General features: G+C 65.4%; 11 protein-coding genes and 2 pseudogenes. 1 reads left to right on the top strand and 12 read right to left on the bottom strand.

What is annotated here, in order from left to right:
* Nucleotides 1-78: 78 nt before the first annotated feature.
* The 12 genes and pseudogenes from rpoB to ACPFMJ_RS08925 all read right to left on the bottom strand — a co-directional run.
* Nucleotides 79-4172 (bottom strand): annotated as a pseudogene (gene rpoB, locus ACPFMJ_RS08980) (DNA-directed RNA polymerase subunit beta); the annotation flags it as partial.
* Between the two features lie 176 nt (nt 4173-4348).
* Complete coding sequence (gene rplL, locus ACPFMJ_RS08975; protein ID WP_424363464.1) at nt 4349-4729, bottom strand: 50S ribosomal protein L7/L12; 381 nt, start codon at nt 4727-4729, stop codon at nt 4349-4351.
* Nucleotides 4730-4774: 45 nt separating this feature from the next.
* Nucleotides 4775-5287, bottom strand: a pseudogene (rplJ, locus tag ACPFMJ_RS08970) (50S ribosomal protein L10).
* A gap of 536 nt (nt 5288-5823) precedes the next feature.
* Entirely contained in the window at nt 5824-6144 is a 321-nt protein-coding gene (locus tag ACPFMJ_RS08965) for a hypothetical protein (protein ID WP_424363463.1), read from the bottom strand.
* Nucleotides 6141-8552 (bottom strand): phenylalanine--tRNA ligase subunit beta, encoded by a 2412-nt coding sequence (pheT, locus tag ACPFMJ_RS08960; protein WP_424363462.1) that lies wholly within the window; start codon nt 8550-8552, stop codon nt 6141-6143. The genes ACPFMJ_RS08965 and pheT overlap by 4 nt, the downstream gene beginning before the upstream one ends.
* Nucleotides 8553-8561: 9 nt before the next feature.
* Complete coding sequence (locus tag ACPFMJ_RS08955; protein WP_424363461.1) at nt 8562-8795, bottom strand: hypothetical protein; 234 nt, start codon at nt 8793-8795, stop codon at nt 8562-8564.
* A gap of 22 nt (nt 8796-8817) precedes the next feature.
* Complete coding sequence (gene pheS, locus ACPFMJ_RS08950; protein ID WP_424363460.1) at nt 8818-9897, bottom strand: phenylalanine--tRNA ligase subunit alpha; 1080 nt, start codon at nt 9895-9897, stop codon at nt 8818-8820.
* A 216-nt stretch (nt 9898-10113) separates the two neighbouring features.
* A complete protein-coding gene (locus ACPFMJ_RS08945) occupies nt 10114-11091 on the bottom strand; it encodes a bifunctional enoyl-CoA hydratase/phosphate acetyltransferase (RefSeq protein WP_424363459.1) in 978 nt (325 codons plus the stop codon).
* A gap of 19 nt (nt 11092-11110) precedes the next feature.
* On the bottom strand, nt 11111-11644 hold the full coding sequence (locus tag ACPFMJ_RS08940) for a DUF3280 domain-containing protein (protein WP_424363458.1): 534 nt from the start codon (nt 11642-11644) through the stop codon (nt 11111-11113).
* Nucleotides 11641-12402: a M48 family metallopeptidase gene (locus tag ACPFMJ_RS08935; RefSeq protein WP_424363457.1), complete on the bottom strand. Its 762-nt coding sequence runs from the start codon at nt 12400-12402 to the stop codon at nt 11641-11643. The genes ACPFMJ_RS08940 and ACPFMJ_RS08935 overlap by 4 nt, the downstream gene beginning before the upstream one ends.
* A 117-nt stretch (nt 12403-12519) precedes the next feature.
* Nucleotides 12520-13167: an SCO family protein gene (locus ACPFMJ_RS08930; protein WP_424363456.1), complete on the bottom strand. Its 648-nt coding sequence runs from the start codon at nt 13165-13167 to the stop codon at nt 12520-12522.
* Nucleotides 13168-13233: 66 nt separating this feature from the next.
* Nucleotides 13234-13578: a hypothetical protein gene (locus tag ACPFMJ_RS08925; protein WP_424363455.1), complete on the bottom strand. Its 345-nt coding sequence runs from the start codon at nt 13576-13578 to the stop codon at nt 13234-13236.
* A gap of 153 nt (nt 13579-13731) precedes the next feature.
* Between ACPFMJ_RS08925 and ACPFMJ_RS08920 the strand changes: the two genes are divergently transcribed.
* Entirely contained in the window at nt 13732-15246 is a 1515-nt protein-coding gene (locus ACPFMJ_RS08920; protein WP_424363454.1) for a helicase HerA-like domain-containing protein, read from the top strand.
* Nucleotides 15247-15363: the final 117 nt, after the last annotated feature.

Here is a 15363-nt window from a genome sequence, read left to right as displayed (position 1 = left end):
ACCCGTTCGGGCGGAATTGCGCTTGCGGCGCTTCCGGTGTCTCCGGCTGATCGTTCTCGGCTTCGATCTGCGGCAGCTCGCGTTGGTCAGCTCGACGTTGAGCGCCAGCGACCGCATTTCCTTGATGAGCACGTTGAAGCTCTCCGGAATGCCGGCCTCGAATGTGTCGTCGCCGCGACGATCGCTTCATAGACCTTGGTGCGGCCGGCGACGTCGTCGGACTTCACGGTCAGCATTTCCTGCAGCGTGTAGGCGGCGCCGTAGGCTTCGAGCGCCCAGACCTCCATTTCGCCGAAACGCTGGCCGCCGAACTGCGCCTTGCCGCCCAGCGGCTGCTGGGTGACGAGCGAGTACGGACCGATCGAGCGCGCATGGATCTTGTCGTCGACAGATGGTGCAGCTTCAGCATGTAGATGTAGCCGACGGTCACCTTGCGATCGAAGGCTCGCCCGTGCGGCCGTCGAAGAGCGTCACCTGGCCCGACGGGTCGTGGCCCGCCTTGGACAGCATGTCGACGATGTCCTTCTCGCGCGCGCCGTCGAAGACGGGCGTCGCGATCGGCACGCCGCGGCGCAGATCCTTCGTCGTCTCCAGCAGCAGGCCGTCGTCGAGCTTGTCGATCTCCTCGTCCTTGCCATAGACGTCGGTCAGCGCGTCGCGCAGGATCGATGCGTCCTTTGACTTCAGATAGGCGTCGACGGCCCCGCCGACCTGCTTGCCGAGGCCAGCGCAGGCCCAGCCAGATGCGTCTCGAGAATCTGGCCGACGTTCATGCGCGGCTCGGCACGCCGAGCGGGTTCAGCACGATGTCGACGGGCGTGCCGTCCTCGAGGAAGGGCATGTCTTCCTGCGGCACGATGCGCGAGACGACGCCCTTGTTGCCGTGACGGCCGGCCATCTTGTCGCCCGGCTGGATCTTGCGCTTCACCGCGACGAAGACCTTGACCATCTTCATCACGCCGGGCGGCAGCTCGTCGCCGCGCTGGAGCTTCTCGACCTTATCGAGGAAGCGCGTTTCGAGGCCCTTCTTCGACTCGTCGTACTGCTTGCGGACGGCTTCGATGGCGGCCATCAGCTCGTCGTCCTCGATGACGAAGGTCCACCACTGCGAGCGGGGATATTCGTCGAGGATCGCCTGGGTGAGCGTCTGATCCTTCTTGAAGCTCTTCGGGCCGGCAATCGCCTTCTTGCCGATGAGCATCTCGGCGAGACGCGCGTAGACGTTGCGGTCGAGGATCGCGAGCTCGTCGTCGCGGTCCTTGGCGAGACGCTCGATCTCTTCGCGCTCGATCGCCTGCGCGCGCTCGTCCTTCTCGACGCCGTGGCGGTTGAAGACGCGCACTTCGACGATCGTGCCCTGAACGCCCGGCGGCACGCGCAGCGAGGTGTCGCGCACGTCGGAGGCCTTTCTCGCCGAAGATGGCGCGCAGAAGCTTTTCTTCCGGCGTCATCGGGCTTTCGCCCTTCGGCGTGATCTTGCCGACGAGAATGTCGCCCGCCTGCACTTCGGCGCCGATGTAGACGATGCCCGCTTCGTCGAGGTTCTTCAGCGTCTCTTCCGAGACGTTCGGAATATCGCGCGTGATTTCCTCGGGGCCGAGCTTGGTGTCGCGCGCCATCACCTCGAATTCGTCGATGTGAATCGAGGTGAACACGTCTTCCTTCACGATGCGCTCGTTCAGGAGGATCGAGTCTTCGAAGTTGTAGCCGTTCCACGGCATGAAGGCGACGAGCACGTTGCGGCCGAGCGCGAGATCGCCGAGATCGTCGAGGGGCCGTCGGCGATGATGTCGCCCTTCTTGACCAGGTCGCCGACGCGGACGAGCGGCTTCTGGTTGATGCAGGTCGACTGGTTCGAGCGCTGGAACTTCATCAGGCGATAGATGTCGACGCCCGGCTTGGCCGGATCGAGCTCTTCCGTCGCGCGGATAACGATACGGGTCGCGTCGATCTGGTCGACGACGCCGGTGCGGCGCGCCGCGATCGCAGCGCCGGAGTCCGGCGCGACGCGTTCTTCCATGCCGGTGCCGACGAGCGGCGCGTCCGCCTTGACCAGCGGCACGGCCTGACGCTGCATGTTCGAGCCCATCAGCGCGCGGTTGGCGTCGTCGTTCTCGAGGAACGGGATGAGCGCCGCGGCGACCGAGACGAGCTGCTTGGGCGACACGTCCATCGCGTCGACTTTTTCGCGCGGGACAAGCATCACATCGCCGGCATGACGGCAGAGCACGAGGTCTTCCGTCAGATTGCCGTCGGCGTCGATCGGCGCATTGGCCTGGGCGACGTGATACTTCGCCTCTTCCATGGCGGAGAGATAGGCGACCTCGTTCGTCACCTTGCCGTCGCGCACGCGGCGATAGGGGCTTTCGATGAAGCCGTATTTGTTCACGCGCGCGAAGGTCGCGAGCGAGTTGATGAGGCCGATGTTCGGACCTTCCGGCGTCTCGATCGGGCAGATGCGGCCGTAATGCGTCGGGTGCACGTCGCGCACCTCGAAGCCGGCGCGCTCGCGCGTGAGACCGCCCGGACCCAAGCGCCGAGAGACGGCGCTTGTGGGTGATCTCGGAGAGCGGGTTGGTCTGGTCCATGAACTGCGAGAGCTGCGACGAGCCGAAGAACTCGCGCACCGCCGCGGCTGCCGGCTTGGCGTTGATCAGGTCCTGCGGCATCACCGTGTCGATGTCGACCGAGGACATGCGCTCCTTGATGGCGCGCTCCATGCGCAGCAGACCGACGCGATACTGATTTTCCATCAGCTCGCCGACCGAGCGGACGCGGCGGTTGCCGAGATGGTCGATGTCGTCGATCTCGCCGCTTGCCGTCGCGCAGGTCGACGAGCGCCTTCACGACGGCGAGGATGTCCTCGCGGCGCAGCACGCGCATCGTGTCGGGCGCGTCGAGATCGAGGCGCATGTTCATCTTCACGCGGCCGACCGCCGAGAGGTCGTAACGCTCGGCGTCGAAGAACAGCGAATGGAACATGGCTTCCGCCGTGTCGATGGTCGGCGGCTCGCCGGGGCGCATGACGCGGTAGATGTCGAACAGCGCTTCCGCGCGGTTCGAGTTCTTGTCGACCGCAGCGTGTTGCGGATGTAGGGACCGACATTGATGTGGTCGATGTCGAGGATCGGCAGCTCGTCGAAGCCCTTTTCGAGCAGCAGCGGCAGCGTCTTCGCGGTGATCTCGTCGCCCGCTTCGGCGAAGATCTCGCCGGTCGACGGATCGAAGAGGTCCTGGCGAGATACTGGCCGTAGAGGTCTTCGGCGGCGACGCGGATCGCCTTCACGCCCTTTCGGCGAGCTGGCGCGCCGCGCGCACGGCGAGCTTCTTGGCGCGCGAGAATGACCTCGTCCCGTGTCGGCGTCGATCATGTCGGCGACGGCCTTCACGCCCTTCATGCGCTCGGCGTCGAAGGGCATGCGCCAGTTTTCGCCATCGGCCGTGTAGGGGATGGTCTTGTAGAAGGTCGAGAGGATCTCTTCGCCGTCGAGGCCGAGCGCGAAGAGCAGCGACGTCACCGGAATCTTGCGGCGGCGGTCGATGCGCGCATAGACGATGTCCTTGGCGTCGAATTCGATGTCGAGCCAGGAGCCGCGATAGGGAATGATGCGGGCGGCGAACAGCAGCTTGCCGGAAGAATGGCTCTTGCCCTTGTCGTGGTCGAAGAAGACGCCCGGCGAACGGTGCATCTGCGAGACGATGACGCGCTCGGTGCCGTTGACGATGAAGGTGCCGTTCGACGTCATGAAGCGGCATGTCGCCCATGTAGACGTCCTGCTCCTTGATGTCCTTGACCGACTTGGCCTGCGTCTCCGGATCGACATCAAACACGATGAGGCGCAGCGTCACCTTGAGCGGCGCGGCGAAGGTCATGCCGCGCTGCGGCACTCGTCGACGTCGTATTTCGGCTGCTCGAACTCGTAGCGGACGAATTCCAGCGCGACGCCGGAGAAATCGGAAATCGGGAAGACGGATTTGAAGACGGACTGCAGGCCCTCTTCGGGGCGGCCGCCCTTGGGCTCGTCGACAAGCAGGAATTGATCGTAGGAGGCCTTCTGCACTTCGATCAGATTGGGCATCTCCGCGGCTTCCCGGATGTGACCGAATTTGCGAAGGCGTTTGCGGCTGGTGCGCTTGCGATATCGGTGAACTTGCGCGCGACGCTGAGCCATGTCGTCCTCGAACCTCTCTTGTTTAAGGGCCGCCGGTTCGCGAACCCGAGGATAGCCCGTTTTGAACCATTGCGATTCTGACGGAATAGCGCCGCTTGCGCGGAATTTCGCGCGGCCCCGGCCTGAGCCGGGACCTCTCCCGGCGGGAGGCCGTCGCTAAGCGACGGCGAGCCGAATTACTTGAGCTCGACCTTGGCGCCGACCTTCTCGAGGGTCGCCTTGATCTTCTCGGCCTCTTCCTTGGAAGCGCCTTCCTTGATCGGCTTCGGCGCGCCCTCGACGAGGTCCTTGGCTTCCTTCAGGCCGAGGCCGGTGATGGCGCGGACTTCCTTGATGACTTCGATCTTCTTGTCGCCGGCCGAAGCCAGGATCACGTTGAACTCGGTCTTCTCTTCGGCCGGAGCCGCAGCGGCGGCGCCAGCGGCCGGAGCGGCGGCGACGGCGACGGCGGCCGCGGCCGAAACGCCCCACTTCTCTTCGAGGAGCTTCGCGAGCTCAGCCGCCTCGAGCACGGTGAGGGTCGAGAGGTCTTCGACGATCTTTTCGAGATTAGCCATTTTGTAGCGTCCTTTGAATTTGGTTCAGTTTTGTAGGCGTGCCTCTTAGGCCGCGTCTTTCTTGGCGTAAGCGCCGAACACGCGCGCGAGCTTGGCGGCAGGCGCGGTCGAGAGCTGGGCGATCTTGGTCGCGGGGCGTTGATGAGGCCGACGATCTTGGCGCGCAGTTCGTCGAGAGACGGCATCGTCGCAAGCGACTTGACGCCGTCGGCGTTCAGCAGCGTCGCGCCCAGCGCTCCGCCCAGGATCACGAACTTGTCGTGTTCCTTGGCGAAAGCCACGGCGACCTTCGGCGCCGCCACCGGATCGTCCGAATAGGCGATCAGGGTCGGTCCCTTGAGCAAGGGGCCGATCGGCGACGCTCGTGCCATTCGAGAGCGATCTTGGCGAGGCGGTTCTTGGCGACCTGAACGGTGGCGCCGCTGCGCGAGCCCGCTTGCGCAGGGCCTGCATCTGGGCGACCGTCAAGCCGGAGTAGTGCGCAACGACGATCGCGCCAGCCTTCGAGAAGGTCTGGTTGAGCGCCGCAACGGCTTCTTTTTTCTCCGCTCTATCCACGGTTGCTCTCTTCTAACAGGCGGGAAAACCCGCCGGTTGCGACATGCCGCCCGCGGAAGCAGGCGGCGCCGTAGATCCTGTCCCCAGCGCTCCCCGCCCGAGGGCGAAGGCTCTGGTTGAAGGGGCGTGAACCAAATTCGAAGGACGTCGGCTTGCGCCGCCGGCCAAAAAATTCCGGTTTCCCCGTCTGTGCAGGCCGGTTTCGGACGACAGATTTCTCATGTCGCCCTCAGCCGATTGAGCCGTTCGGGATTGTGGAAAACCCCTCGCGCGCGCCGGCAGTCTCGGACAGGACATGGCCGGACGGGACGCGAGGCATAACCCCCGGGTCCGCCGGCCTATCCACCGCCATCATCCTAAGCCGTTGACAAAGCCTAGGTTCAGGCGGAAGCTCCAAATCTGAAATCGGGGCGGGAGATTCCAAAAGCCAGCCCCGGAACGGCCTATTTAATGGGGCCGCGCCCGTTTGCCAAGAGGTAAATTCGGGGTTTATCGCTCGTTTTCAGCGCGAACCATCCACCGGACTTTTTCGCGCGTCACCGCCGCCCTGGCGTGAACTCCATCCGCACCCGCCCGCCGCTTGTATGGGACACGGCCCCGCCATAGCCGCCCGAGGCTGTCGCGTGGCGGGCGCCGGCGGATGCGGACGCGCGGTTCTTCGCGCCGCCGCCCTTCTGGCCCTCGCTGGCGACGCCGGGATAGCTCGCGCCATGCTGGCCGCGCATCGGGCCGAAGGAAGCGAGGCAGAGATTATAGGCGTTCGCTTCCTTGATCGCCTCGCAATCGTCGATTGAGCGCGGGCCGGCGAAAGCGGGCGTCGCAACGAAAAGCGCGAGCGTAAGAAGACCGCGCCTCACCGCAGCGTCGCTCCGGTCTTCTTCTCCGCCTCCGCGACGATCTTCGTGGCCACGGCTTCGATTTCGGCGTCGGTGAGCGTCTTCTCGCGCGGCTGCAAGGTCACGGCGACGCCGACGGACTTCTTGCCCTCCGGCACGCCGACGCCCTCATAGATATCGAAGACGCTGACATTCGTGATCAGCGCCTTGTCGGCGCCCGCGACGGCCTTGACAAGATCGCCGGCGTTCGCCGCGCGATCGAGGATGAAGGCGAAATCGCGGGAGAGCGGCTGGAGGTCGGAGAGCTCCAGCTTCGGCTTGATCTTGGTGGGCTTCGCCTTGGGCGCCGGGAGATTATCGAGCACGATCTCGAAGGCCGCGATGGGCCCCTCCACGTCGAGCGCCTTCAGTGCGCGCGGATGCAATTCGCCAAAATAGCCGATGACGGCCTTGGGGCCGAATTGCAGCGTGGCCGAACGGCCCGGATGGAACCAGGACGGTCCACCCGGGACGACCTGCAACCCGCCCGTCGCGACGCCGAGCGCGCCGAGCAGCGCCATCGCGTCCGCCTTGGCGTCGAAGGCGCCGGCGCGTTGGGCCTGCGCCGACCAATGGCGGCCGGCGCCGGCGAGGCCACGGCGAATGCCGGCCGCGGAAAGGCGCTGGCCCTTCTCGCTCGGGTCGAGGAAGATCTGGCCGACTTCGAAGAGGTCCTGATCACCGAGGCCCCGCGCGGCGTTGCGTCCCGCCGCGGCGACGAGGCCGGGCAGCAGGCTCGGGCGCATGTCGGACAATTCGGCGGCGATCGGGTTGGCGAGCTTCAATCCCGCCGCGCCGCCGCCAAAGGCTTCCGCCTCCTCGGTCGAAATGAAGGACCAGGTCACGGCCTCGACGAGCCCCTGCGCGGCGAGCGCGCGGCGGGCGTTGCGGGCGCGCTTCTGCATGACGGTGAGGACGGCGGGCGCGACGCCCTCAGTGCGGGGCAGGGGCGTCGAGGGCACGTTATCGACGCCGAGAATGCGGACGATCTCCTCGACAATATCGGCCTTGCCTTCAATGTCGGGGCGCCAGCTCGGCGCAGCGATCTTGGCGCGGTCCTCGCCGTTCTTTTCGACCGTGAAGCCGAGGCGTTCCAGAATGGCCGTCGCGTCGGCCTGCGAAACGTCGACGCCCGCGAGGCGCTGCGTCTCGGACCAGGGGAAGTCGACGACCTTCGTCTCGCGCGGAACGGCGCCGGCGATCACCCATTCGGACGCCTCGCCGCCGCAAAGCTCCATGACGAGCTGCGTCGCAAACTCGCCGCCGGGCAGCGCGAAGGCGGGGTCGACGCCGCGCTCGAAGCGGTAGCGAGCGTCGGTGACGATTCCGAGCTTGCGGCCCGTATGGGCGATGTTCTGCGGGTCCCAGAGCGCCGTCTCGATCAGCACGTCGGTCGTGTCGTCGTTGCAGCCCGACACCTCGCCGCCCATCACGCCCGCGATGGATTCGACGCCATTGTCGTCGCAGATGACGACCATGGCGTCATCGAGCTCATGCGTCTTGCCGTCGAGAGCGAGCAGCGTCTCGCCCTTCTTCGCCTTGCGCACGACGAGAGCGCCCTTCACCTTTTTGGCGTCGAAGACGTGGAGCGGGCGGGCGCGGTCGAAGGTGAGATAATTGGTGATGTCGACGAGCGCGTTGATGGGGCGCAGGCCGATTTCGCGCAGGCGCTTCTGCAGCCAGTCGGGGCTCGGACGGTTCGTCACGCCGCGCACGAGGCGCAGGCCAAAGAAGGGCGCGAGATGTTTCTCGCCTTCCGGGAAATCCAGCGTCACGCCGACGGGGCAGGGGAATTTGCCCTCGACGGGGAGAATGTCTTTCGTCTTGAGAACGCCGAGGCCCGCCGCCGCAAGATCGCGCGCGACGCCGTAGACGCCCGCAGCGTCGGGGCGGTTCGGCGTGAGATTGATCTCGATGACCGGATCGTCCAGCCCGGCCCATTGCGCGTAAACCGCGCCGATCGGCGCGTCTTCGGGCAATTCGATGATGCCGTCGCTTTCCGTCGCGAGCTCCAGCTCCTCGAAGGAGCACATCATGCCGAGCGAATCGACGCCACGAATATTGCCCTTGCCCAGCGTGATCTTCTTGCCGGGAATGTAAGTGCCCGGCGCCGAGAAGACGCTCTTGAGGCCTGTGCGCGCATTGGGCGCGCCGCAGACGACCTGCACGAGTTCGCCCGCGCCCGTATCGACCTTGCAGACGCGCAGGCGATCGGCGTTGGGATGCTGCGTCGCCTCGACAATCTGTGCGATCTTGAAGTCTTTGAGCTGCGCGGCGGGATCATGCACATATTCGACTTCGAGGCCGATGCGCGTGAGCGTCTCGACGATCTCGGCGAGCGTGGCGGATGTGTCGAGATGCTCTTTGAGCCAGGAGAGGGTGAGTTTCATGCCCGTCTTCTAAAAATTGTAGGTCTGCTTCAGGATGTCGAAGAGCTGCTTCGCGGACTCTTTTCCAAATTGAAGCGTTTGGCTTTGCTTGCCGGGATTCTTGCGTTCTTCAGAGCCAAGCGTGTCGATCTGAACGACCGGCGTGCTGTCTTCTGCATCGAAGACCTTCACAAACGCGACGACCTGGGAAGGCTGGAGGCGACCCTTGCCTTCTCTGCGTTCGACGCTTTGAACCCATGCCATTGCTGCGTTCCGTTACTTGCGTTCAACTGCTCAACCCGCCCGCAAGCGTCGGGAAATCCAGCGGCCTGAATCCGTAATGCTCCAGCCAGCGCGTGTCGGCGTCGAAGAAGGCGCGCAGGTCCGACATGCCGTATTTCAGCATGGCGAGGCGGTCGATGCCGACGCCGAAGGCGAAGCCCTGATAGATGTCGGGATCATGCCCGCAATTGCGCAGCACATTCGGGTGCACCATGCCGCAGCCGAGGATCTCCATCCAGTCCTCGCCCTCGCCGAAGCGGATTTCGCCGCCCTGGCGCCGGCACTGCACGTCGACTTCCATCGACGGCTCGGTGAAGGGGAAGAAGGAAGGGCGCATGCGCAGCTTCACGCCCTTCACCTCGAAGAAGCTCTTCAGGAACTCCTCGAGCACCCATTTGAGATGGCCCATATGGGTCGACTGGTCGATGACGAGTCCCTCAACCTGATGGAACATCGGCGTATGCGTCTGGTCGAAGTCGCAGCGATAGACGCGGCCGGGGCAGATCACGCGGATCGGCGGCTTTTGCGTCAGCATGGTGCGGACCTGCACCGGGCTGGTATGCGTGCGCAGCAGCTTCTTCTCGCCGGCTTCCGGGGCGAGGAAGAACGTGTCCTGCATCTCGCGGGCCGGATGGCCCTCGGGGAAGTTCAGCTTCGTGAAATTGTAGTCGTCGCTCTCGATGTCGGGCCCTTCCGCCACGGCGAAGCCCATGTCGGCGAAGATCACCGACAGCTCGTCCATCACCTGCGAGATCGGGTGAATGCGGCCGCGCTCCAGCGGGCTCGTTGCGGCGGGGAGCGTCACGTCGAGCGTCTCGGCCTTGAGCCGCGACTCCAGCGCCGCCTCGGCCAACTCGGCGCGGCGGGCGGCGAGGGCCTCGGTCGCCTTGTCCTTGAGCGCGTTGATCTTCGCGCCTTCGGTCTTGCGCTCCTCAGGGGACATTTTGCCGAGCGTCGAGAGCAGGGCCGAAATCGCGCCTTTCTTGCCCAGAGCGGCGAGTCGCACCGCCTCCAGCGCCGGCTCGTCGGCGGCCTCGTTGATCTGGCGCAGCGTGTCTTCTTCGAGTTTCGCGATGTCGGTCATGTCGGCTTCTGATGTGGACGTTTCCTCGTCCTTCGAGACGCCCGCGTTGCGGGCTCCTCGGGATGAGGAAACGTAAGGGCGCCGCCTGCGCCCTCATGCTGAGGAGGCTCCGCAGGAGCCATCTCGAAGCAGGAGGGCGAAACGGAGCCGCCCCTTCCGGGAAATCTGTCGTTCGGCGGCGGTTCTGCCACGCGCGGGGGGCTCTTGTCGAGGCGGCTAGGCCGTCTCGCGCTTGCGGTGCGTGAAAAGCTGGGCCAGGGCCGAGGAGGCGACCCGGGAGCCGACATCGTCGGCCCGGCTGGTCAGCACGATGGGGACGCGGGCGCCGAGGACGACGCCGGCCGTATCGGCCCCCGCGAGGAAGACGAGCTGCTTGGCGAGGATGTTGCCGGATTCTAGGTCGGGGGCGACGAGAATGTCGGGGTCGCCGGCGACATCGGAAACGATATGCTTGGCGTCGGCGGCCTCGCGCGAGATGGCGTTGTCGAAAGCGAGCGGCCCGTCGAGCAGCGCGCCCGCGATCTGGCCGCGATCGGCCATCTTGCAGAGCGCCGCGGCCTCCACGGTGGAGGGAATCTTGGCCTCGACGGTTTCGACGGCCGAGAGAATCGCGACCTTCGGCCGTTCGATGCCGATCGCGTGGGCGAGGTCGGCGGCGTTGCGCACGATGTCGCGCTTGACGTCGAGCGTCGGCGCGATGTTGATCGCCGCGTCGGTGACGAAGAGCAGCTTGTGGTAGGTCGGCGCGTCGATGACGAAGACATGGCTGATGCGCCGGTCGGTGCGCAGGCCCGTGCCCTCGCGCACCACGGCGGCCATCAGCTCGTCCGTGTGCAGCGCCCCCTTCATGATCGCGTGTAGCTTGCCCCGTCGCACCAGCTCGACGGCCTGATCCGCCGCGGCGTGGCTGTGGGGCGCCTCGACGATGTCGACGTCTTCCAGCGACACTCCGGCCTCGCGCGCGGCGGCCTCCATCTTCTTGCAGGGGCCGATGAGGGTCGGCACGATCAGCCCCTTGTCGCGCGCCGCCAGCGCCCCTTCGAGCGAGGGGCGATCACAAGGGTGGACGACGCCCATGCGGATCGGGGGCAGGGCCTGCGCGCGCTTGATGAGCTCCGCGAGCAGCGCTCCGCGCGGGCGGGAAAAGACGGCGGTCCAGGGCGGCGCGGCTTTATCGCTCTTGGTCTCGCTCATCTTGTCGCCTTGCAATTCGTCAGGTCGCGGGATCGCGCGCGATGCGCTCGGTGAAGAACTTCGCGGCGCGCGCGTAGGAATTGTCGTTATCGCCGCGAAAATCAAAGCCTTGATGAAAGACAAGCTCGCCGGACGATGCGCGTGTGATCGAGACGCCCATGCTCAGAATGAGCGTGCTGACCTTGTTGACGAGCCCGGTCATGACGAGATCGGCCCCGGCCTTTCGGCCGAGATCCGCGACGCAATTGCAGCTGCGCAAGAAGGTCTGCGCCTCGATGCGGTCGAGATCGCCCTGGATCAAGTTGCGGTCGACGATATCATAGGTTCCGCGCGCGGCGAGGCCCGAGGAAATCGCGTCGCGCGCTGCGGCAAGACGCCGTGCATGGTCCGCGCGCTGGTCCGTCGGCTCCTGCGACGTGTCGATGATTTCGAAATCCAGAACCAGAAGACGCTTGCCGGTCCTCGCTCCTGTCTGCGCATTTTCCGCCCGCGCATTCCCGGCGAAGGGAAGCAGAGCTGCTGCGGCGATCAGACGCCGGCGATCGAGCGTCATCCCTTGGCTCCGTATTTATGAAGATGCGCGCCATGCGCCGAGAGCCAGCTTTCGGCGCGATCGGTGTCCGGGCACAGACGACGCGCCAGCGACCAGAATCGCGGCGAATGGTCGAGATGGACGAGGTGCGCCACCTCATGCGCCGCTAGATAATCCAGAACGAAGCCGGGCGCCATGATCAAACGCCATGAAAAATTTAGCGAGCCCGAAGAGGAGCAGGAGCCCCAGCGGCTCACCGGATCGCGCAGGCCGACGCCGCGCGGCGGCAGACCGAGCGCGGCGGTGTGGCGCGCGACCGCGCTTTCGAGATCGCGCCGCGCCTCGCGCTTGAAATGATCCTGCACGCGCCGATGCACATGCTCGGCATGGCCCGCGACGCACAGCGCAAAGCGCGTTTCCGGATCGTCGCGTTCTTCGACCCAGACCGTGCCCCGCCGGTCGGGTAGATGAATCAGCGCATGGTCGACGCCGCGCAGAGGAACGACCGAGCCATGCGCGAAGGGAATGGTCGCCGGGAGGCGATTGAGTCGCGCGGCGATCCAGGCGGCGTGACTTTCGGCGAAGGCGCGCGCGTCGCGCAACGAGGCGCGGCTCGGCATGGTGAGAACGGCGTCGCGCGCGGCGAATCGAACGCGCAGAGTAAAACGCCGCGCGGTGGTCGCGCGGCGCAAGGCGACGACGATCGTCTCGCCGGCGTGCTCGAGAGCGATGAGGGGCGATCCGTTGCGGCCGGGTCCGTCACGCAGGAGTCGAAGCATGCGCACATGCTAGCGAAAGGCGCCGCGCCGCGCGAGTTCGAAAAACGCAAGCACCGAAAAAAAATCGCTTGCCTACGTTTGCGCAAATCATCGCGTCCCACGGCGACTCGCTTGGCCTTACAGATAGCGCGCGAGCTCCTTCGCCGCTTCTTCCGGTTTGCGGCCGACATTGAAGGACGTGACGAAGCGGCCGTTCTTGTCCATGAGATAGACGACGGTCGTGTGATCGACGGCGTAATCTTCTTCCTTGCCGGGCGCGCGCTTCGCATAGATGCGGTAGCTGCGCAGCATCGGCTCGAGCTGGGCGCGCGGTCCGGTGACGCCGATGATGCGAGAGTCGAAGCTGGCGAGATAGTCTTTCAGGACCTCCGGCGTGTCGCGCTCGGGATCGACCGTCACGAAAAGCCCGCCGACCTTCGCGTCGGGCCCCAGCGCGCGCATGATCTCGGACATTTCAAAGAGCGTCGTGTGGCACACGTCGGGGCAATGCGTGTAGCCGAAGAAAATGAGAAACGGTTTGCCGAGGAGGTCTTTCTCGCTCACCTGCTGGCCGGTTTGCGATGTGAGCTGGAACGGGCCGCCGATCGCCGAAGCCGGCGGCGCGGGCGGCGTGCCGCTCGTCATCGCGACGAAGACGCCGAAGATCGCCGCGAAAACCACGCCGGCGCCGATGAGCAACGGCTTCGACGCCGCTGGGCCTTTGGGGGCGTTTTTCTCGCCGCGCCGAGCCGCTCTGCCGTTGCCTTTCACCGACCCTCTGGACATGCTGCGTTTCCTGCTTGTTGTTTTTGCGCGTTTTCAACCGCGTCTTCGTTGCGCTTTTTTTTGAGGCTAATCGACGAGAATGATACGGGCGTTGCCGCACAGGTCGACATCGCCGGCGTCCGTGAAGTCCTCGAAGGCCCAGCGCGCCTGATAGGCGCATCCCTCGACGCCCGAAAGCGGAAGGCTTGCGCTTGCGCCCGCGGCGAGGGGCTTGTCGAGCTTGCCGACGACAATCTCCGGCGTCTTGTCCCGCGCCGGCGACACGATCTCGAAATTGAGCAGCGCGACGGGGCGTTTGTTCTCCAAATTCACGGCGCTCGCAAGCTTGAGCGGCTTCGAAGGCGTCGTGGCCGCGACGCTGACGCCCGCTCCCAGGGCCACCATGCCGACGATCGCTAGTACTGCCCTCATACGCTTCTCCCGGCCGGGAACTTAGCCCGGTCCGTCGAATTCGCCAAGGCGGGTTCGGGGCGCCTGCGGCTCGCGTGGCGTGCGGCGCCTCCCGGAATGATGTAGCTTTGCTTAATTCCCTGATTCCGACCAAAGCGCGCGAGCCGAGAGCAGATGAGCGAGACGAAGACCGAAAGCCCGAACGCGGTCCCCGGAACGATCCTTGTCGGCGCGACGCATGACGGGGCGCGCGCCTATCGCTATCTGACGCTGTCGCTCGGCAATCGCCACGGCCTGATCTCCGGCGCGACCGGAGGGGGCAAGACCGTGTCTTTGCAACTTCTTGCGGAAGGCTTCTCCAATGCGGGGACGGCTGTTTTCCTCGCAGACGTGAAGGGCGATCTCGCCGGCCTGTCGCAGCCGGGCGACGCCAAGCCTCCTTTCGTCAAGCGCGCGGAAGAAATTGGCCTTCGCTACGAACCTGATCGTTTCCCGGTCGTCTTCTGGGACGTTTTCGGCGAGCAGGGCCACATGGTGCGCGCGACGGTGTCAGAGATGGGCCCGCTGCTGATTTCGCGCCTTCTCGAACTCAACGACACGCAGGAAGGCGTGCTCAACATCGTCTTCAAGGTCGCGGACGAACAGGGGCTTTTGCTGCTCGACCTGAAGGATCTGCGCGCGGCGCTGACGCATGTCGCCGAGCACGCCGCCGAATTCAAGGTCAAATACGGCAATATCGCACCCGCCAGCGTCGGCGCCATCCAGCGCCAGCTTCTCGTGCTGGAGACGCAGGGCGGCGACAAATTCTTTGGCGAGCCGGCGCTCGACATCGGGGATTTCATCCGCACCGATCGCGACGGGCGCGGCGTCGTCAACATTCTCGCAGCCGAAAAGCTGATGCGCTCGCCGAAGCTTTATGCGACGTTCCTTCTGTGGATGCTCTCTGAACTGTTCGAGACGCTTCCCGAAGTCGGCGATGTCGACAAACCCAAACTCGTCTTCTTTTTCGACGAAGCGCATCTCCTCTTCGAGGACGCTCCGAAGGCGCTGCTCTCGGCGATCGAGCAGGTCGTGCGCCTCATTCGCTCGAAGGGCGTCGGCGTTTACTTTGTCACGCAAAATCCCCTCGACGTGCCGGACACGGTGCTGGGCCAGCTCGGCAACCGCATCCAGCACGCGCTGCGCGCCTTCACGCCGCGCGATCAGAAGGCTGTGCGCGCCGCCGCCGAGACGTTCAGCAAGAACCCCTCTTTCGACACGACGGACGCGATCATGCATCTCGCCGTGGGCGAGGCGCTCGTCTCCATGCTCGGCGAGAAGGGCGCGCCGGAAATCGTCGACCGCGTCCTCATCGCGCCGCCCGCCGCGCGCGTCGGACCGGTGACGCCGGAGGAGCGCGCGGCGGTGATCGCGGACAGCAAATTCGCCGGCAAATACGATCAGGCCGTCGATCGCCAATCCGCTTTCGAAACCTTGCAGGGCGGCGGCCCCGGAAAAAGCGGGGCGGGGGGCATGCTCGGCGGCGTCATTGGCGGCGTGCTCGGCACGCTGTTCGGGTCCGCCAAAGGCAAGCGCCTCTCCCCGGCGGAAGCCGCCATGCGTTCGGCGGTGCAGAGCGCGGCGCGCGAAGCCGGCACGCGCATCGCGAAGGAGATCTTGCGCGGCGTGCTCGGCACGATGAGTAAATGAAATCCTAACTCGCGGGCGCCCCGCGCAAATCGCGCCAAACCCGGAGCGTCGCCGGCGGCGCAGCCTTGTCAGCCGGACCGCCCGCACAGCTTCCGCCAGCCGATTATTACAGAATCT

It is taken from the genome of Methylocystis parvus (assembly GCF_049675845.1).
Classification (GTDB): Bacteria; Pseudomonadota; Alphaproteobacteria; order Rhizobiales; family Beijerinckiaceae; genus Methylocystis; species Methylocystis parvus_A.
This window is presented reverse-complemented; position numbering and strand designations above follow the sequence as displayed.

Coding starts and splice junctions, on each gene's coding strand:
- ACPFMJ_RS08930 (WP_424363456.1), bottom strand. CDS start 13,167: ATGTCCAGAGGGTCGGTGAAAGGCAACGGCAGAGCGGCTCGGCGCGGC.
- pheT (WP_424363462.1), bottom strand. CDS start 8,552: ATGAAACTCACCCTCTCCTGGCTCAAAGAGCATCTCGACACATCCGCC.
- pheS (WP_424363460.1), bottom strand. CDS start 9,897: ATGACCGACATCGCGAAACTCGAAGAAGACACGCTGCGCCAGATCAAC.
- ACPFMJ_RS08920 (WP_424363454.1), top strand. CDS start 13,732: ATGAGCGAGACGAAGACCGAAAGCCCGAACGCGGTCCCCGGAACGATC.
- rplL (WP_424363464.1), bottom strand. CDS start 4,729: ATGGCTAATCTCGAAAAGATCGTCGAAGACCTCTCGACCCTCACCGTG.
- ACPFMJ_RS08940 (WP_424363458.1), bottom strand. CDS start 11,644: ATGACGCTCGATCGCCGGCGTCTGATCGCCGCAGCAGCTCTGCTTCCC.
- ACPFMJ_RS08935 (WP_424363457.1), bottom strand. CDS start 12,402: ATGCTTCGACTCCTGCGTGACGGACCCGGCCGCAACGGATCGCCCCTC.
- ACPFMJ_RS08925 (WP_424363455.1), bottom strand. CDS start 13,578: ATGAGGGCAGTACTAGCGATCGTCGGCATGGTGGCCCTGGGAGCGGGC.
- ACPFMJ_RS08955 (WP_424363461.1), bottom strand. CDS start 8,795: ATGGCATGGGTTCAAAGCGTCGAACGCAGAGAAGGCAAGGGTCGCCTC.
- ACPFMJ_RS08945 (WP_424363459.1), bottom strand. CDS start 11,091: ATGAGCGAGACCAAGAGCGATAAAGCCGCGCCGCCCTGGACCGCCGTC.